The following is an 18,501-nucleotide window of genomic DNA, read 5'->3' as shown; positions in this document are numbered from 1 at the left end:
TACCTCCTGCATCGAAGCAACATACCTATAATCGACACACTACTTTCTCTCATTTTCGATGTGAAATCGACTACTAGAAGTAGTAGTCGCCAAAAGTGATGCGTTGTGGCACATTTGAAATTTATCTTTGTTATCAGGGGAGACGGTGGCCGCCGACACAGTTTGGCTACTCGCAGGACGATCATTGCAGGGACGGACATTTGACCACATCGAAGAGCGGAAAGACCAGGGATGGCTTCGTATCGAACGCTTGGCAGCGAGATCGGAAGCGTAGCGTCGCAATCGTTGAATTATCATCGCATCATCCAAACAGCGATAAACGCCTGTGCGAAACGGCTATTTTGCGTTGCCGAAGTAGATGCCTCCACCAACGGGCAACAGGCATCCGGGCTACCACGCCATCGCTGCGGTCTGGTTGGAAGCTACATAGGCCGCAACGGAAAGATGCTGCTGCCAGACCAAGACGGTCGCTCGGCGTGACTCCTGACGGGCGAGCTATCAGCGACCGAGCGGGACGCTGACCAAAGCTAGAAAAATGTTGATAAGGCGTCGGTTTCGAAGCGATCGTTCCCCCCAACGTCGAGCCGATAGCCGAACAATAAGTCTGGACGCGGTACAGCCTGCCACGGCTTCAACCGAAAGACGAGCGGCAAAATCATGAGGATGTCGGTCGTCTAAAACGCTGGCGCGTTGTCGTTGAGCGCCCATGGGGAACGAGGTGCTTGTCGTCTGCGCCGTGAGACTCACCTCACAACGAAAAGGATTACGGCATGAAATCAGTGTCTGCGAATCTCGCCAAGGCTATCGAGACAATCACAGATGCCCCCACAGTCTACGAGGCTCTTTTATGTGTTCAGGGAATTTACGACGTCGATTTCGTCACCTATCATCTCACCGCAACTGTGATCAGCGACCTTGATGCGCCGTTTGTTCAATCAACTTACAGTCCGGAATGGATCGCACGGTATTTCCTGAAGCGATATGTTCAGGTCGATCCTGTTGTGCAACAGGGCTTTTTGCGGCAGCTTCCATTCGACTGGCGTGAATTCGAAATGACGCCCGAAATCGCAGCATTCTTTGATGATGCCCGGCAGCATGGCGTCGGAGAGTTCGGTTATTCGATCCCCATTACTGACAGGGTCGGCCGGCGGGCGATTTTCTCCCTCAGTGCGGAGCACGACCCGAAAGGCTGGGACAGACTTGTTGCAGGAAATATGTCAGACTGGATCGAAATCGCCTATCAGATCCATATGAAGGCGATCACGGAGATTCATGGCGGAGAAGACCCTGTTCCGGGTCTCAGTGCACGCGAGCGGGAGTGCCTGTCATGGGTAGCACGCGGAAAAGATCACAAGGATATTGCACTCATTCTCGGAATTTCCGAGCATACGGCAAGAAGCTACCTCAAGTCGGGCCGGTTAAAGCTTGGATGCGCAACTATTTCATCCGCCGCAGTCCAGGCGATGAAGTTCAGGCTGATCAACATCTGATTTAGCAGCACGAACCGGGACTTTCACCCTCGTGGCACAACAACCAAAGACCTTCAATTTTCGGCGCAATACCTCAATTGATTGTACCCATCTGTAGCGATGGGCAACTCGGGATTTACGTGCATCCTATTCCGACACATGATCGGAGATTGGCTCGTGTTCCTTCTTATCCAACCCTATCAATATTATCGGTACGCAGGCCTGCTGGAGCAGTCGTTCCGATTGCGGAAGCGGGTTTTTCACGATTGTCTTGGCTGGCAGGTCGATGTGCATCACGGTCTTGAACGGGACGCGTATGACGAGTTAGGCGCTGTGTACCTGGTCTGGTGTGACAACGACGCGCACCATCTCTATGGCACGGTACGGCTCATGCCGACGACAGGGCCGACATTGCTGCATGATGTGTTCAGGCGAACTTTGCCGGCAGAGGATCTGGTGTCACCAGCCACATGGGAAGGCACACGAATGTGCCTTGATGTCGACCTCCTCAGAGCGTCTCAACCGACGCTCAGCCCATCAAGAGCGTTTGGGTTCCTTTTGCTGGCCCTGTTCGAATGCGCCTTTGCGCATGGCATCAAAACACTTGTGTCAAACTACGAACCGCCAATGGAGAGAGTATATCGGCGAGCCGGATTGATCGTGGAGGAGATTGGCCGTGCTGACGGTTATGGCCGGCTTCCGGTGTGTTGCGGCGTGTTCGCTGTTTCAGAGGAAACTCTTCAGCAAATGCGAACAGTCCTTCGAGTTGCACGACCTCTATACAGGCGATTTTTGCCAGCGGCGTCAGAAGCGGCCGCAAGACAAACGCCTCAAGGCTCGGACCACATCAAACCTCTTAGAAAAACGGAGCTCTTCTGGACCTGCAACGCAGCCCGCAGCCAGACGTGTCTCTCACGGATGGGAGGAAAATACCTCGGATGAAACTCTGGCTACACAAATTGATCGATACGACGTCCATGATGAAAACCAGCCGAGCGACTACAGAACTACTCGATCACCTGACCCAAGAGCTGGGGTTTGACTATTTTCATGCGCTGACTGTCCGTCATCCCGGGTTTGGGAACTCCATCCTGTCGAATGCTCCCGAGGCGTGGCTGGACCAATATCGGCAGGAGCATTTCGACAGGATCGATCCAATCCTGGACCGCACCCGTGAAATAATGGCACCATTCGTCTTTGATTTTGAGCATGAGAGAAAAGTCGCGCGCGGACCCGACCAGACCTTCTATTCCAGTGCCGACGAGGCGGGCATCAGGGCCAGCATATGCATGCCCGTGATGGCGCCTTTCAGCGATTTGTTTACCCTCTCACTTTTCACCAGCGATGTAACGTTGCCCCACAAATACCAGTTGCAGCCCGCTTTGAGTGCAAATGCTGTGGCGTTACTCTACAGGTGCGTGGAGGCGACCGCGACCGCATCGATCAGATCACCGGCTGTCGAATTGACGGCACGACAGGCCATGGTTCTAAAATGGGCCGCCGAAGGAAAAACGACCCAGGAGATAGCGCTCCTTGAGAACATGACACACCATACGGTCAATTTTCATATGAAGAGCATTCGACGGAAACTTAAGACCGTAACTCTCCCGCAGTCGACTGCGTTGGCCACAAAGCTGGGACTGATCTAGCTCGTACTGCCAAAGGTTCACGATGAGCTTGCGCTCGATCGTCCCACAGCCAGCTCACCGAAGAGAGTCGACGTGGGCAGCGAGTATGCTGAGAAGACTGCCGATGTGTCGGTTCATTTGACGATCATCACGGATCGGGACGTGACGAACGGCTGTTTCTTCTGAGACCACGGTCTGTAAGAGAACTTTACCGTCGATTTCGGCTACGTCGATGCGTTCCTGGCGGACGAGCCCGACTACGACTCAGCGCCGCTGATCACAGGAGGTTTTCGGTGTTGGGCTGATTGCAGTTATCAGGCGGCTTTCCGAAAATGGAGCGGCAGGAAGAAGATCCCAATCTGCCCGTTCGGTCACGGCCTCACGACTACGAAGGGCCAACAACAGAAATCATTTCCGCTCCGCGCCCCCAAATCAGTCAATCTGGAACGTATTCCAAATCCCCAAAGCGGACGTCACTTGATTGTTGCTCGAAGCATAGCCATCAAATGGCACATACGAACTCACGAAACTAACGGCGGCGATCGTGTTGGCCTGGCTAGCGGGCCATTCGCGAGAAGTGCTTCTGCTTGTTCAAGAAAATAGGCCATGTCACCGGAGCGGCCAGGTCCGAACACCTTCCACTCCTCTATGGGACGCAGTGTCGCGAGTGCGCCTGCGCTCTTCAGCAGGTCATCCAGGTCAGGCTGGCAAAGACCGCTAGCCTGCAAATAATATTCTGCCCATCGCGACCACGCAAAAATCCACATTGACACGATGAGCCCGTCGTTCCACTGCGCCCAGTTTGATGTACTCGCAAGTGGTTGTCGCACCGCACGCTCTTTGCGCTTCAAGATATTTCTCAGCACGTTGATGGTTGCTCGTTGCCTGACCGCAGTGCTGTGCGCAAAGAGATACGCACTTATATTGGTAGTTCGACCTTCTCGAGATATTTCGAAAAGCCTTGATTGACTCGCCCAACCATCGCCCAAAAGCACTTCCAATTCGTCACTCCACACACGGCAAGCATCATCTACCTGGACGCGGCCACCTTGAACGAGTGGGGAGATGACATCTTCGAATAGCCACGGCTCCGCCCAACCGAGATGATGCATGTGTCCACGCAATGAGTCTACAAGCCAGCTCAGATCATTATGAGTGAGTTCGGGAGGCAGAGCTTTATCTAAAGCCTCAAGCAGTGCCTTACAGACTTCGGCATTATCGGATGAGCGTGCCGCACGAGCTGTCATCCAGCCGAGAGCTTGAACCTGCGCGGCTGGTGGTAACGTATATATCAGATTCAGCGACGAGTCTCGCGCCTCAGGCTCCTGGAGACGGGTCTCGATCGCGTTCAATCCCAACCAATGCAGAAGTGCAATATCGCTTTGAACGAGCGAAGCTCTCTGGTCCCTGTTAATCTCGAACATTACGGATTGTGAGATTTCGCTGATGATTTGGCTCAAGACCAACATGCGTTGCACGTTCGCGCTTCTCGCCTCAGCCGGCATATCCTTCATCTGGTCTGTGGCAATGGCCAATATCTTGTTCGGCGCATAAGTCCACAGGAGCTTGATGGCGAAAAAATCTGCCCAGCCGAGGCCATTGTATTTCGTTGTATGAGAAAAATGGTCCGGTCGGTAGGACTTGTGCAGCAACGTATCCAACGGCTCCCGGACAATATCGGTGTTGAGAAACGCAAGTGCTCCGTCGGAAGCCTCGGGTTGCCGATCAAATGCCATCTGAATGAAAGACGCCAGGAATTCCAAGAAGGCGGGGCTTTCCTGGAGTTCACGGACCGTTTTGCCGTCTGACCAGGTATGGGCGAGAACGTCGCCAATTATGCCCCAATCTGCGTCAAACCCGGAAAAATCTTTTCCTCTCTTTTGGATGCAGTTTAAAAGGCCCGACCTCGCCGTGACGGAGAACCTGTCATCCTTGATGAGACCGAGCTGCGTCATACAGTCTCTTAAGTGATCGCCCGCCAATCCTTCCAACGACCGCTCGCCGGTCCAAGTGGCAAGAATATCTCCGACTCCTTCTTTCTGTAGGAAGCGTAGGGGTTCATAGCGACGCGGCACAGTGGCCCGTCCTCCCGCCTCGAAGAGGAGTTTGATTGGTTGATTGATGGCGTCTTGACCATTGTGAGCAGCCATTGCTTCCGCCACCAGCCCCGTTTTGTACCGCTCGACGTCGAGCAAAGTGTCGGCCGGAATCGGAGTGATAAGGAGCGGGTAGTTTTCGGCCGCTTTTTGTAAAGAATTGGAGAGATTGAAGCCTGCGGCCGGGAGACCGTCCGGCGCAATGACTAGAATGTACCGGTCATGAAGGCGTCCTTCTCGCAATCCGTAAATCCTGAGATTCATACCTTCCATCTGCTGGCGATTGCGTTCGCAGCTTGCCATGAGATTGTTCATGCGATCGGACTGGGGTACCGCCTCCCCATTCACAATCGCGTCGTCACTTTTCGAAGCCTTGGGTAACGATGTGAATATCAGGTATTGCGCCTTTGCTGCCGCCGAAAGCAGCACCAACCCCAACCCGGCATCCTCGAAATAGGGGTCGAATATCAAGATCTGGTGCTCGTTGTATTTCGTGAGGAGGGTCTTGAACCACTCCGTGAACTGCAAGCGGCCTTCGCCATCGCCTTGATTCCAACGCTGAAAAAATCTGGCCTCCGATTTGCTCGGATGAAGCTTTCCGAAGAGTGAGCGGAGCTCACGATTCACTGGTACCCATGGATCGGCTTCGCGCCCGCCAACCTTGCTGTTCGTCACCACGCCGCCGCCGTTGAGCGTCAGCACTGCCTTCACTCGTTCCGTACTCGATGGTCGCGCAGTTTTCTGCAGCCAATCGAATTTAACCGGGATCGGGGCTGAGCCCATTGCTTGCAGTCCGAAATGGATTTCTCGAATATAGTGCATACGCCAGCGGCAACATAACGTCCCCTCGCCGGAAATTGCGCCGCTGAAGCCAAATATCTCGATATCCGTGCTGTCGCTGCGGGCGCGCAGCCCCTCGCTTAGTTCAAATCGATGTCTATAAGTTCCCTCGTCCTCTCGCTCGGCAAATGCGATGCACGAATGATAGATATGATCATCACTGCTGACTGAGACTCGAAACTGAAAGCTCTGATATGCCGCAACCTGCTTTGCATCGAAGCGAACCTCCAATGCGAGCGGCGCAGTTGTCCATCGCACGTCCAGCAGAGATCTTTCCTTGTCATCAAGCCCCGGAAACACGATGAGTTCGATATCTCCGAACCGGGTTACATCCGCGCCGCCAAAGTCGAGACCAGTGTCGTCGTTCAAATGTTTCACAACGAGATTAGTCAACGCGATGTCGTAATTCTCTCCAATCCGAAAAAGCCCTTTCTTGTCGGCCTGTGCGATCGAGGCACTGAATGCCCCTGCTGTTTCATGAGGACTTACAAGGGAATGCTTGTCATGCGCACCCCGATTGAGCAGATATGCGGCTGGCCTGTATATGAGTGCTCCTCCGTCCAGGGCTGTTGTGCCAAGCCGGGTACGTAGATTTTCGGGGAGACTGAGGTTGAGAGTGCCACTGATCGCTGCGATGGTCTCGCCAGCGCAAAGCAATTTAAGAACCTCTGCGCATCGCTCGCTGCCGAGGTACAGGTTCAGCCGGACAACCTGCGCCTGAGCCGCACCGAGAAACTCGAAATTGTCGTCCTCCGTCGCCGACCAGGTATTGTTTGAGAAGCTATAGGGAAGCACTCGGCCATACAGGATTCGGTTTTCGTTCTCATTGTCCACCCTGATCTGCAGGATCCATAGTTGCAACGCGCAGGGTTGTGGATCCAATGAAAATAGGCGGGCTAACCGGACGTCGCTGATTAAGTCCTCTAATCGAGGAGAGAGTGCCTTTTGCCGGGCGTCTTCTATCATTGTTCCCTCCGAATGGACGTTGCGGCTCTCACGCACAGGCAGCTAGATTGTTTCGTGCGGCTCGGCATTCCGAGGAGCTGTTCCTTGATATATGCTACGTAAAAGGCAAGGGTTGGGGTAGGCCCCACAACCTATTCAGACATAACTCATGGAAAGACTAGATATACCGGGGCGGTTTTCCGTTCTGGACTATCACTAAGCCACCAGATGCGTGATAGAAATCAAGCATGTACACCAAGAATCTTGCTCACCTTCTTCATGAAATTCTCGCCAGCGGGTCACCATTTGATGAGACGTTAACCCGTTTCGAGCGCCTGCGAGGATGTGCACTTCTTCCGAGAGGAAAAGAAAATGCAGCCAAGCGGCTGACCGACACCGAGGTTGCAAACGCAATCCTGGGTTTTGTGCCATCGTTGCCCGGTTGGGCAGGACACGCGTCGCTCATTCTTGGCGGGTTATGTGCAGTTGGCGGAGGTCGTGCGTCGTTCGAGAGCACGACGACCTTGCGGGAGTCAATAGCAGCCATTCTTGCCAGTGATCTAGGATGTCGATCACTCGTCGGGATAACGTTTTCTATCGAGCGTGACTATGGCAGCGAGGAATACCATGCCCGAGCGGTATTTGATGGAGGGGGTATTCGTAAGGTTGTATCCTACGTTTCTCACATGGCGACTACACTTTTGGCGGAGGGCGCTGAGGAGCGCTACGATCATGACAAAATGCGCGCGATTTCCGGCAGGCAACTGACGCTTGGACAGGACTTCTTCCTACGCCTACGGAGAGATTTGACGCTATCACGCCATCTCGACCTACCGTTGAAAACGGACTGGCGAGAGTACGAAACCGAAGAAGAGAAAAACGCTTTTCATAAGCGTTTGGGCGCGCGCCAAAACTCGCGGTTCCTCAATTTAGCCGTTGATACCCAAGCAGCTTGGCCTAGTGAACCGACCCGTATGAAGTTCGAGGGGTATCAATTTGTGCTGTTTCCTAGGACGAAGGAAAACTCCCATTCGATAAGCATAGATCTCGCCACAGAACGGCTCTCGGCGGAAGAAGCGAGAACCTTGCTCAATCGCTTTTTAAGCCTACTGGCTTGGTGTGATGATCAGTATGCAGTCCTTGGATTCGGTTGGTCAGGAAACCCGGTGCCCGTGCCAGTTTCTCTGTCCCGAAAAGGCTTCTCAACGACTTCGCAATGGCTATTTTCAAGAACCTTACCTACCGATCAGGAGCTAAGGCAGAGGCTCGCGTACTATCGAGAGGGGCTTAATGCACGCGAAGCAGGGCTGGTGACATTTGCGGTCCTGAGCTTCTTCAAGGTGTTTGAGGTCAGGGCGGCGTCGAAGCGAGGCGATCCAAACCCAACGATAGAGTGGATTAGGGACGCGTTCCCGCTCGTAGAAAGTACCCTACAGCCAGAAACGATCAGAGATTTTCATATTGCTCGCGACGGTATCGAGGTTGAAAAATACATTTCGCAGAATTGCCGAGTAGCGACCGCGCATGCTTCGGCCCAAGTTCCGTCGGACGCGGACTCTTCCCTCGAAATCCAGAGGCTGTATTTAGCTGCCGAAGTAATACACGCACTCGCTCGCCACTGCCTCAGAACGCAGTATCGCCTATCCAATATCCATTACACTGATGAGTTTTCCGACTGACCGACCGCCAGATAGATTCGACGTGTTTGGCGGAATGATTTCCGGAACGGTGCTGGCAGTAATCTTCGTTCGGGTGTTCTATTTGATTATAACGCGGTTTATGCACCGGGCGGAAGTCCAAGCTCACTCCGCGGCAACGGCTATCCCGCAGGACTCAACCCTCCGAGGTTGTCCGCTTCCTTCGTCCACAAGACAGAAGCGGACAGTCAGATCGTCGGCCCCGAAGAGGAAATAATTCCCGCTTTGCGCCCTCATTCCAGTCATAGATACCGTGTTTGCCCGTACCTAAATGCAGACATGGCTTTACATCCCGGTGCTTGCTGCTTGCGCTCGCACGAGCAATCGCTTCGCTGGACGGTTTGGGGAAGGCATCCCGCGGCAATTTACGGTGCGAGACGGCTGTTATTATCCCTATCGGCACAAAAGTTACCCTCACGGGTGACGATGGCGGCAGTGAAGTTGCCAGCGCAGCGTTTGTATGGCACCTCGTTTAAATGCCAAATTTGCGAACGACATAAGGATGCGACCGTGGGAGACGAAGTTTGGGGGACGTTAGTCAAAGAATTCTCTGATGTTCCAGACGCGTCGGCCATAACTCGCATCACTGTGCGCCTTGTGATCGCGGCGGTACTCGGTGGGGTTCTCGGGTTCGAACGCGAGAGCAAGGGCAGAAGTGCTGGCTTGCGGACTCACATGTTGGTTGCCGTCGGTGCTGCACTTTTCGTTTTAGGTCCACTGCAGAGCGGCATGCAGATCGGCGATCTGTCACGGGTACTGCAGGGTGTCGTTCAAGGAATAGGCTTCCTCGGCGCGGGTGCTATCATAATCCGCTCGGCGCAGCGGGAGGTAGAAGGGCTCACCACAGCGGCTAGTATCTGGGCGACAGCCGCGATTGGTGTAATGGCCGGCCTGGGAATGGAGGTAACTGCCGTCTTATCGACCGCGATCGTCTTAGTCATTCTGGCAGCGGTGCCTCACATCTTGCCCACGCCATCCGAGACGGACTCAAAGTCTAGTGGGGACGATTGACCGTAGGACGACAGCGAAGATGTTTCGGCCTCAACTCAATCTGTAGCAGGTAGCGCGAAAAGGCTGAAAAGCGCCCTCATTCCAGTCGTTCAGATCGCGATGGCGATTTCCCAGGAGCTGTCCTCGTTTTGCAGCAGAGCGTTATAGCCTCCACAGTGGGATAACCCTCTCAGTATCTGCACAGTTTGCGAAAGGGTAGTTTTAGGTGCTGCCCCGTGAGGGACAAAAAAATATGGGTTCATGGGCACGTGCAGGATTTCAAAGACGGGGATAAATAGGAGCGAATGTTGGTGCGCCTGTTTTTTCGTTTGACGGAAGAGGTTAAACTCGAAGGATGGTCCGAAACCGAATCTCCCTTCGCAAGTACATTCGCTTCCAGCTCGAGCAGATGAGCGCATCCAACGAGCATCACCGCTTTGAGGATCTCGCCTTCGAATTGTCGAGACTGCGGATCGCCTCGAACGTAGTACGCGCCACCGGCCCGGTGCAGGCAGGCGGCGATCAAGGGCGGGACTTCGAGACCTACCGCACCTATCTGATGGGATCTCCGATCGGCAGCAGCTCCTTCCTCGCCAAGGCTTCGGACGAGACCATCGTGTTCGCTTGCACGCTGAACAAGGCCATCGAGGGCAAGGTGAAATCGGATCTTGCGACGATCTTCGGCGGCGGTGATCGACCGAACGCGGTGAACTATCTCTGCGCGCCCGACGTTCCGGTTGCGATGCGTCACAAGCTGCAGGATCACTGCCAGACCCAATACGCTGCAAAGCTGACGCTACTGGATGGGCAGACGATCTCGGACATGCTGACTGATCCCGACACATTTTGGATCGCCGAGGAATTCCTGTCGGTTCCGGCCGAGCTCTTCCCACCGGTCTTGGTGGACGAGGAATACCAGGCCCTGAAGGAGAAATGGTTGGCCGAGCCACTGAACGGTGGGCCCTCCAACATAGCCCAGTTCCTAGAGATCAAACGCGGGATGCGCCGAGCCACTTTCGAGGAGAACGCCAGGCCCGATATCGATCGGTGGATTAGGCGAATGGAGCCTCTGAAAGATATCCCAGGGCTGCGACGCAAGGTTCTCTACGAGATTGCCGTCGCCACCCTGCGCGGGAAGGGCTTCCTCGATGCTGAGGACGGGGCGCTCGGGGAGTACTTCTCGACCCTCCCGATCGATGCGCCGCTCGAGGACATCGAGGACATCGTCTATCTCGCCTCTTACACCTCGACGGCACGGGCGCTTGGCCACCTTCGTGGTGCGACCGATGAGGTCGACGGCTGGGTCAGCGAGGCGGCAGAGGCGGTCGATCGAGGCCTGCGGCTCCATGCCGCGAGGTCCAGCCAGTTCCGGCTCCTCAGCCTGCGCGGCCACGTCGAGATGATGGACTTCTGGCACCACGCCGCGACAGAGGCCGCGGGCAAGGCCATATCGACGTGGAACCGTGCTGCCGACATTGCAGCGGAAGACCCATTGAGCGATGCATCGACCCTAGCAGACCTCATCCTGATCATTGCTCCAGCACTGGGGTCGCGCACGGACTTCCAAGATCTCACCGACAAGGTCGACAAGTTGGTGTCGGAGCGCGAAGGCAAGGCCGCAGCAGGCGACCTAGCGCGTGATCGAGCAGTGGCATTTGCGGAGTCGGGACAGTTGCTCCTCGCCATCGATCAGTTGCAGCGAGCCAAGGAGAACTGGTTCAACGCCGAGACGCTTAGGGGATCGGTGCTCGCCATGCTTTTGCTGTCCCAGTGGTATGCGAAACTGCACCTGCCCCATGCCGCCAGGTACCACGCCTCCATGGCGCTCTACACTATCGTGAGGGCCGACGACGATGAAATTGGTGAGATGTCTGTCCGCAGCGGGTTCTTACTAGCGGACACGTTCTTCCTCGCCGGCGAGATGCTGAGTTACCTCGCTTGCGTTGGACTCATCCTGCCGATGCACTCCAGCTATCGAGTTGACCCCGATGACGTAGAGCTGCATGACGACTTCGCTCGTGCAATCGCCCAAGGTGCGGTGATCCTCGCAACCGCGCCAGTCATCGCGCCCGAGATCGTCCAGCGCGCCAGAGCCATCGTCGATGGTTGGAACGTGGATGATGCTTACAAAGGGGCTATAGAAAAGGCGACCAAGTCGCCGCCGTGGTTCGGCATGTCGCATAATGAGGTCGTTTCCAAGCTGAAGGCGGAGATCGGTCAGGACTTCGTCAACGACGCTCTGGGCGAGGTGCGCATATCATGGAAGGCGCTGGGTCTAAAATGGACGATACTTGCGCCGCGGCGGTTGCGCCGTCGTGCAGAGGCACTCGCTGCCACACTCCAGATTGCCCTGACCGATCTGGCCAGCACCGATCTCGTGGTGATCCCCTCGGCGGTCGAATTGCGCCTGCAGGTCGGCAACGCCAAGTGGGATACCCGACACGAGTCAGACAACGAAAAGTTGTCGTGGGTGCTCTCACTGCCCGTGGACGACGACAAGTCTAACGACCCCGAAGTGCTGGAGCGCGAAGCACGATCAAGCCTTGCGTTCGTGATGCAGACCCTCCGCCAGGTCTCCGCACTTCCTCAGGAAATGCTGATGAAGGCGTTCGAAGCGCGGATAGAGCGAGGGCTCTGGAAGAAAGTCGCGTTCGTGCGGCCTCCTGGCCACCTCATGGAGGAAGCACGTGCAATGGCTGATCATGAGCGCGACGCCGGGCCCTTGACGGTTGCCGGGTCGCGCCCGTCGATCGAACCGCTTGAGCACCCACTCATGATTGGTCCGAAGGGCGACGCCGTACTCTATTCGAAGGCCAAGGCCATGGACATGATTGCCAACCGGTACAGGAGGCTCGGGCCGTACGCCGCGCAGGTCGTGCCGGGGCTCATGGAGGTTCCGCGGATCAAAGCAATGCTGCAGGCTCAGCACGATAGAGGGATCAAGGATTGGGAGTTGATAACGATTATCCTCAACATCGCCCTGAACCAGTCAGTGAGGGCCGATCCATCGAGGATCTCGGCGGGCGGAATGGACGCATACCGCCGCGAACTGGCGGCAGCGAGCGAAGTACTTATGTCCGGCGGTGGTCCAGCGTTCGACCCCGCATGGCTCAGGTCGGAGGATTGGCCGATACACGTGCGGACCTTCATAATGGCTGTGACAAGTTCGTGGGGCTTGGTCAACAATCGTCAGACACCGAATTTCGATGCCTTCAGGGCACTGCTGGAGAACAGATTCCATCATCTCGATGATGACCTCCCCCACGACAACTGGTTCGGATGGGCGGATCCCGTCGAGGAGGACCAGTCTAACACGGAGGAAGAGCCGAGCATTTAATATGCAGGTGAACTAATTTATGCGAGACTGCACTAGCTTCAGGCCCAAGCCTATATACCCAGCGGCCTGCGTCCTGAACCCTGCCTAGTGAAGCGCTGTTTAGGCCAAAGCCGCGGGCCAGCCCGCCACCTCACTGAAATCAGAAACGCTAACTCGGAATGTCAGCTCTTCGCCAGCCGGCTCCTATAGCCGTCGGACTGCTTTCGGCCCCAAAGCAGCCGGTGTGCGGGCGTAGCGGCCGCGGACTGATTCGCGAGAAATGCACCAGCCAGCGTACGGACCAGTTCGCCCACACAACTAATCTGGAAAGTCCCAGAATGTTCAGACGAAACAGCCCAGCCTTCAACTCCCGCTTTCCACCTTCTGGTGGAGCCTTTCGATCTGCTCGCGGCAGAGCTTCTCGATCAGGGCGTGAAGTTCTGCGGTTCGCTCCTGAAGCCATGCGAGTGCCTCTTCGGAAATTTCGAAACGCTTCGAATAGCGTGCCTTGACGTAGGCCTCGTTGAGAATGTTGTACCATGCGGTAAAACGCTGATGGTCTCGCGGCCAGATGTCGACCAACCGGAGATCACGATCCTCCGAAAGCCCGCGCAGGAATTTGAGGTTGTGTGACGCAGGTGAATAGTTTGTCACTGTCAGGAGAAAGCAATTGTAGGCCGTCTCGACCGCCTGATGGAGAAGGAAGACGGCCTTCTTATCCATATCCTTCGCAGAAGCAATTTGGGCGAGTTCTAGAAACTCGCTTGCGCTTAGCATTTCGCGATGAAAATGCTCCTCGGCAACTCTCAGCGCATCGGCAGGGCTGAGCGGTTTCGCTTCAGCCAACGGCCGGTCGTCGAATTCATAGAGCACGACACCTTCACGGGCGAGATCGACGAAGAAGGCTTGGCCATCATGCAGAAAATTGCTGATCTCGCGTGCTCCATGCACGATGAGACCAACGGGTGTCTCGATCTCCTTGTCCCACATCAGCCGGTCGGTTGCCTTGTCCCAGTATTTCGGATCGGCCAGTTCCTTGTTGCTGACGATGACAAGTATGTCGAAATCCGATCGGTAGCCTTTCGACGTGTGCGGCTCATCCACCCATGTGCCACGGGCGTAGGAGCCGAACAGAATGATTTTGAAAATCCGCCCGTCTTTCTTGGCCTCGGACTTCGAGTGCTCGACAATGCCGGCGAACTCTTCGTGGATGATCCGGACGACCCTTTCCAGTTCGCGCTGCTTTGTCTGCGGAAGATGTCCGATATCCGATTTCATGGCCTCACCATCGATTCTTCTGGGTAGATATTCTAACCGCTACCGACAGGCGATTTCTACTCCACATTGTCGTAGTCCCAATCCGCCTGCATCCACATTATGCGAGGCTCGACCGCGCTCAGCAACCATTAATCGTACAAACCTATCAATGTCGCATCTGGACCGAGGCGCTCAACCACTTTATCCTTCCTGGTATTCGAGGCCTCCCTCGATCTTAATTGCGCCCCCGGCGGAAGGAACTGAAATGGATCTGCGCCAAATGAGCACATTCGTTGCCGTCGCAGAGGAGCTGCATTTCGGGCGCGCCTCCATCCGGCTTAACCTCGCCCAGCCTGCGGTCACCGCCCAGATCCAGGCGATGGAGAAGGAACTTGGCGTTCCCCTTCTAATCCGTTCCACACGCCGTGTTCAACTCACTCCGGCAGGTTCAGTTTTCTACGAACGTTGCGTTCAACTGCTTCGCGACGTCGACGAAACTTGTGCGATCACACAGGCGGTTGCGGGCAAGGCTGCCAGCAAGATCACCATCGGTACAATTCACCCGGCGACCTTCGGTGTTCTACCCGATTTTCTTGCCCGAATTGGCCGACGTTATCCGGATATCCGCATTCATATCCGCAACGGCACAACCGAATCCATCGTACGGGACATTGAGCGCGGACAGGTCAATATCGGGTTTGTCCGGCCTTTGGACAACAACGGCTCATTGCGATGGCAGGCAATAACAGAGGAGCGCTATTTACTCGCCGTCTCCAAAGAAAACGCTTTGGCTGAGGCCGAGACCGTCACGCTGGAAGACCTGCGCCGCCAGAAGATTATTTCCTTCTCGCGTTCAAACCTGTCCTACACGGAGCGGTATTTTCTCGATAAGTTCCGCGAGCATGAACTCTCCGATCGGATCGTCTATACCTGCGACGACACACTTTCACTGATCGCGCTCGTCTCCGCAGGCGTCGGTGTCGGCTTCGTTCCGGAATGGGCGGCAAACCTGCCGAACAGAAACTTTCGTTTGAAGCCAGTGGAGGAGATTGATCTGCGTATCGGCCTTGGGCTCGCCTGGAGCAACCAGGACCCGACCGCCAATCGTGATGACATCATAGAGATCGGCCGCCAGCTCGCATCCAATATGGCGAAAGGGCCGGCTCGTAAACAGCACCGCAACTGAACATCCGAAGTAGCGTTCGGCATGCCGGGGTTTTTGGTTTGCTGAACAGTCGTGAACGCACTGCTACGTGCGAACCTTATTCTCGCGCAACACAGCAAACAAGAAGTCTGTCGTCGCAAATCACCGCGCGACATCTCGGGGATCGGTGACCTTCAGATCGGCGGCATCGAAGATGTTTGTGACGCGGGTGTTGACCGTCAAGCCCCGCGCAACCGCGGTGGCAGCGATGTTACAACCCACCGACCTTTACGCACTTGCTGTCTCATTTGCCCGGCCATGAACTGGACACAGGTCTGCCAAGCGTTGGGGGGCCGAAGGAGGCACCCGTTCTGAAGAATCGGCAGAACCTCTCTTTCCAAGTTATCCTGATAAATTCTATCCCGCCCGCCGCACGGTTTAGCCGCGAGGTACGCCGATCGTATCAATACCCCTCATATGAGGGAGCGCCGTTGTGGGTATTTCCCATCATACGAACCAACTGCATGTTGTCCTCCATACCACCGCTGGTCGTCGCTTATGTTTTATGTTGCGCAAAGCTGAGGGAAGACACTTCTGAGGAATGATAAATGGGGTATCAAAATGTCTCAGAGGCCTTCATTGAGCTAGAAGCTGCACTCACCGTAGCGAAGAAAATCTGCACGCAGAGCCGAGATATCTGCTTGTCGATCACCGACAGGTGCAACGGCAGGCAACTGAATTTCGAAAATGGGTGTGCCATCATCACAGTCGTTGACGATGGTCTTATTTTAAGGGTCTCCGCTGGAGACCTGGTCACGTTCTACGGCATTCAAACCGTGATCGAGGGTCGCTTTTGGGAGATAGCACCCAGCGCCGCAAGATCAATGACATGGCTACCAGCACGAGAGTCCCGCTCCGGGCAATTCCATAGAAGCGCGACAACGGACATGAGAGAATGACGGTCTCTAGCTCCGTTGGATCAATTCGAAAAATTTCCAGGTCGTAGCTGTCGAACCACGGTTTGTACCAGCGCCATGCAATATGTGCCTGGGCACCTCCGTGCGCTGCTGCGGGCTGCCCCAATCACTCTCGAGCAGACCGCGGAACCTCTCAAAGTCGAGGGGTGGGGCTGGGTGCAACCCTCCCTCGATGCCTCGGTCATATATGTACGAGGATCTTTATCTTCCGATTTCGCTTCCAAGACGATCAGCGGCTTGCCGTCATTACCCAGCAACAAAAAATCGATGAATCCCGTCGCGCTTTTCTCAAAGTCCGCACCGAGACTTTCGATGTGCTCAGGCTTCAGCATGACGTTCGGCTCGAGAACGACATTCGCGGGACCGCTTGTCATCGAAGAAGCGCCAGCCAGCGGCCTCCAGCAGCCGATTGATTTTGATCCTCGCCGTCGCTTCCTTGCGTAGTACCAACGCCCATCCCCCGAGAAAATTCAGCCATCATTGCGCCTTCGGAATAAACCCCACAGTAAATCCGAACAATCGGCCAATCTTCCCTAAAGTTTCGAGCGTTGGGTTCGCCGTCCCGGCTTCGATCTCAGCAACTTGGCGCCTGGTGAGCGATAGCGTCTTGGCGAATTCGTCCTGCGTCAAACCAAGCCCTCTTCGGATTTCAACAACAGCCTCAGGTAACCTCAAGTCGCCAGTCCGAGCGCGTTCCGCCAGTGTTCGCCGGTTCTCAAGAATTTCCTCTTTCGTTGGCTTTCTCCATCGAGCCATTTAGCTGTCCTCCGGCATCACTGGCACGCCGCCAGAACGCTCTCGGCGATTTCAATGCAGCGTCCCATTGCGCGTTCTAGAATTTCCGGAGACCCACCCATATCTTTCGCCATAGCCGGTGTTTGCCGGAGGTATTCGGCAAACACGGAAAGCTCAGCTGCGAGCGCATTCTGCTCATCTGGATCAGGGATCAGTTCAGCGCAAATGCGTTTCCAATCGGGAAGGTGATCGCGACCACCATCCCGCATCATGGCCCAGCGGGTGGAACGAACGATCCCCTCTTTGGCAAGCCGCATTGGCGCGAAATCAAAGAGCGGAGACAGGCGGATCGTGCCGTCCTGGTGCTTACTCAGTGCAGAATTTCGGCCGTGATTATCGGGATTGCCGAGCGCCAAATTGGCGATGTCCCGCTTCAGGTATTCGACAATGTCCGCGAAGGGATTGGCAGAATATTGGCGCAAAACGTCGATGTAGGCCTCGTGCGAGCCGACATGACCGAAATCAGCAACCCCGATCGCGGATACCAGGCTTTCTTGGCCCAGCCTAACGGTTCCGCCACCTTCTTTTTTCTTCCGGTCGAACCGAGGAATCATCAGGACACTTTCGGCATAGGTCGAAGGTTCGTGCACATTCAGGCCGATCTCTTGAGCGATCCGCGAATAGAGGGCTTCGCCTTCGAGTATAAGGCGGTCCACAGGCTCGCTGCTGCGGACCAGCTTGACAATGACATGGCGCACGGCCTCATCATCAGTCACGAAGCTGTCGGGATAATAGAGACCGTCATTCGCTTGGGTCATCGAGACCTTAGGCCATTCGCCTTGCAGGCCGCTTGAGCCAGAGGCGAGCATTCCGAAGCGATCGGCGACTTCCATGAAACGATCCGAGCGCTCAAGGATTTCAGCTTCTGCAACCCCTTGGCGCTCAACACCGCGCAGCCGTTCCGTCTCGGCCTCTGCCGCTTCTTTGATCCGGATATTGCCTATGCCGCCCGTCGCCGATCGCAGAAGCAGCGGGAGATCAGAAGCGCGCGAGCCTTCAGCAAGACTGAGGTGCTCGGCAAGCTTTCGCCTTGCATGCCCCTGGGGCATGAGATCCAAGAGGAAGGGCGGCCAGCTGCGGCTATATCGATTTTCGAGATCAACGGGATATCGGACAGATAACGCGCGATGGTCGCGAACCGTTTTTCCACCCGCGAACTCCGCAGATGCAACTGTGACGAAATAGTCGAGATCGTAATCGACGATGGACGCGCCCTGGTAGCCGGCCGCATCGTCCTTAAGTTCTAGCGTCGCGGCGTGGTGCCACTGGCCATAAAAATGGGTTTGTAGCGTTAGGCGCATTAATTGACCCTTTCAATGGTTCAAATAATGCATATTTTTAATTTAT

The 18,501-nt window shown here is 55.4% G+C and carries 12 protein-coding genes; 8 read left to right on the top strand and 4 right to left on the bottom strand.

The features are described from left to right. Nucleotides 1-770 precede the first annotated feature (770 nt). The 3 genes from QE432_RS24310 to QE432_RS24300 all read left to right on the top strand — a co-directional run bounded on the left by QE432_RS24310 (nt 771) and on the right by QE432_RS24300 (nt 3,118). On the top strand, nt 771-1,490 hold the full coding sequence (locus tag QE432_RS24310) for a helix-turn-helix transcriptional regulator (protein ID WP_020811874.1): 720 nt from the start codon (nt 771-773) through the stop codon (nt 1,488-1,490). 156 nt (nt 1,491-1,646) lie between these two features. Continuing rightward, nucleotides 1,647-2,411, top strand: coding sequence for an acyl-homoserine-lactone synthase (locus QE432_RS24305; RefSeq protein WP_306627194.1), 765 nt, complete (start codon nt 1,647-1,649; stop codon nt 2,409-2,411). Then, nucleotides 2,408-3,118: an autoinducer binding domain-containing protein gene (locus QE432_RS24300; protein WP_306627192.1), complete on the top strand. Its 711-nt coding sequence runs from the start codon at nt 2,408-2,410 to the stop codon at nt 3,116-3,118. The genes QE432_RS24305 and QE432_RS24300 overlap by 4 nt, the downstream gene beginning before the upstream one ends. A gap of 500 nt (nt 3,119-3,618) precedes the next feature. On the opposite strand, the gene QE432_RS24295 is transcribed toward QE432_RS24300, so the two are convergent. Further along, a complete protein-coding gene (locus tag QE432_RS24295; protein WP_306627190.1) occupies nt 3,619-6,999 on the bottom strand; it encodes a VPA1262 family protein in 3,381 nt (1,126 codons plus the stop codon). 227 nt (nt 7,000-7,226) lie between these two features. Between QE432_RS24295 and mauJ the strand changes: the two genes are divergently transcribed. From mauJ to QE432_RS24280, 3 genes are all read left to right on the top strand, one after another. Further along, entirely contained in the window at nt 7,227-8,657 is a 1,431-nt protein-coding gene (gene mauJ / locus QE432_RS24290; RefSeq protein WP_306627188.1) for a methylamine utilization protein MauJ, read from the top strand. A gap of 444 nt (nt 8,658-9,101) precedes the next feature. Further along, complete coding sequence (locus tag QE432_RS24285) at nt 9,102-9,686, top strand: MgtC/SapB family protein (RefSeq protein ID WP_083211624.1); 585 nt, start codon at nt 9,102-9,104, stop codon at nt 9,684-9,686. Between the two features lie 388 nt (nt 9,687-10,074). After that, nucleotides 10,075-13,002 carry a hypothetical protein gene (locus QE432_RS24280; RefSeq protein ID WP_306627186.1) on the top strand — a complete coding sequence of 976 codons (2,928 nt, stop codon included), beginning with the start codon at nt 10,075-10,077 and terminating at the stop codon, nt 13,000-13,002. Nucleotides 13,003-13,344: 342 nt separating this feature from the next. On the opposite strand, the gene QE432_RS24275 is transcribed toward QE432_RS24280, so the two are convergent. Then, nucleotides 13,345-14,259, bottom strand: a complete 915-nt coding sequence (locus tag QE432_RS24275) for a nucleotidyltransferase and HEPN domain-containing protein (protein WP_306627184.1) — start codon at nt 14,257-14,259, stop codon at nt 13,345-13,347. A gap of 244 nt (nt 14,260-14,503) precedes the next feature. Between QE432_RS24275 and QE432_RS24270 the strand changes: the two genes are divergently transcribed. Further along, the gene (locus QE432_RS24270; protein WP_306627182.1) at nt 14,504-15,424 is read left to right on the top strand and encodes a LysR family transcriptional regulator; all 921 of its coding nucleotides are present in this window, start codon (nt 14,504-14,506) and stop codon (nt 15,422-15,424) included. 566 nt (nt 15,425-15,990) lie between these two features. Next, nucleotides 15,991-16,341: an SMa0974 family conjugal transfer regulator gene (gene rctB / locus QE432_RS26710; RefSeq protein WP_441296762.1), complete on the top strand. Its 351-nt coding sequence runs from the start codon at nt 15,991-15,993 to the stop codon at nt 16,339-16,341. Nucleotides 16,342-16,836: 495 nt separating this feature from the next. Here rctB and QE432_RS24265 read toward each other — a convergent pair whose 3' ends face one another. Both QE432_RS24265 and QE432_RS24260 read right to left on the bottom strand, forming a co-directional pair. After that, on the bottom strand, nt 16,837-17,115 hold the full coding sequence (locus QE432_RS24265) for a helix-turn-helix transcriptional regulator (protein WP_003517384.1): 279 nt from the start codon (nt 17,113-17,115) through the stop codon (nt 16,837-16,839). Between the two features lie 17 nt (nt 17,116-17,132). Continuing rightward, nucleotides 17,133-18,455 (bottom strand): type II toxin-antitoxin system HipA family toxin, encoded by a 1,323-nt coding sequence (locus tag QE432_RS24260; RefSeq protein WP_306627180.1) that lies wholly within the window; start codon nt 18,453-18,455, stop codon nt 17,133-17,135. Nucleotides 18,456-18,501: the final 46 nt, after the last annotated feature.

This window comes from Agrobacterium sp. SORGH_AS_0745, from assembly GCF_030818995.1.
GTDB classification, from domain to species: Bacteria; Pseudomonadota; Alphaproteobacteria; order Rhizobiales; family Rhizobiaceae; genus Agrobacterium; species Agrobacterium tumefaciens.
The sequence above is the reverse complement of the archived record's forward strand: the minus strand, read 5'-3'. Positions and strand labels throughout refer to the sequence as shown.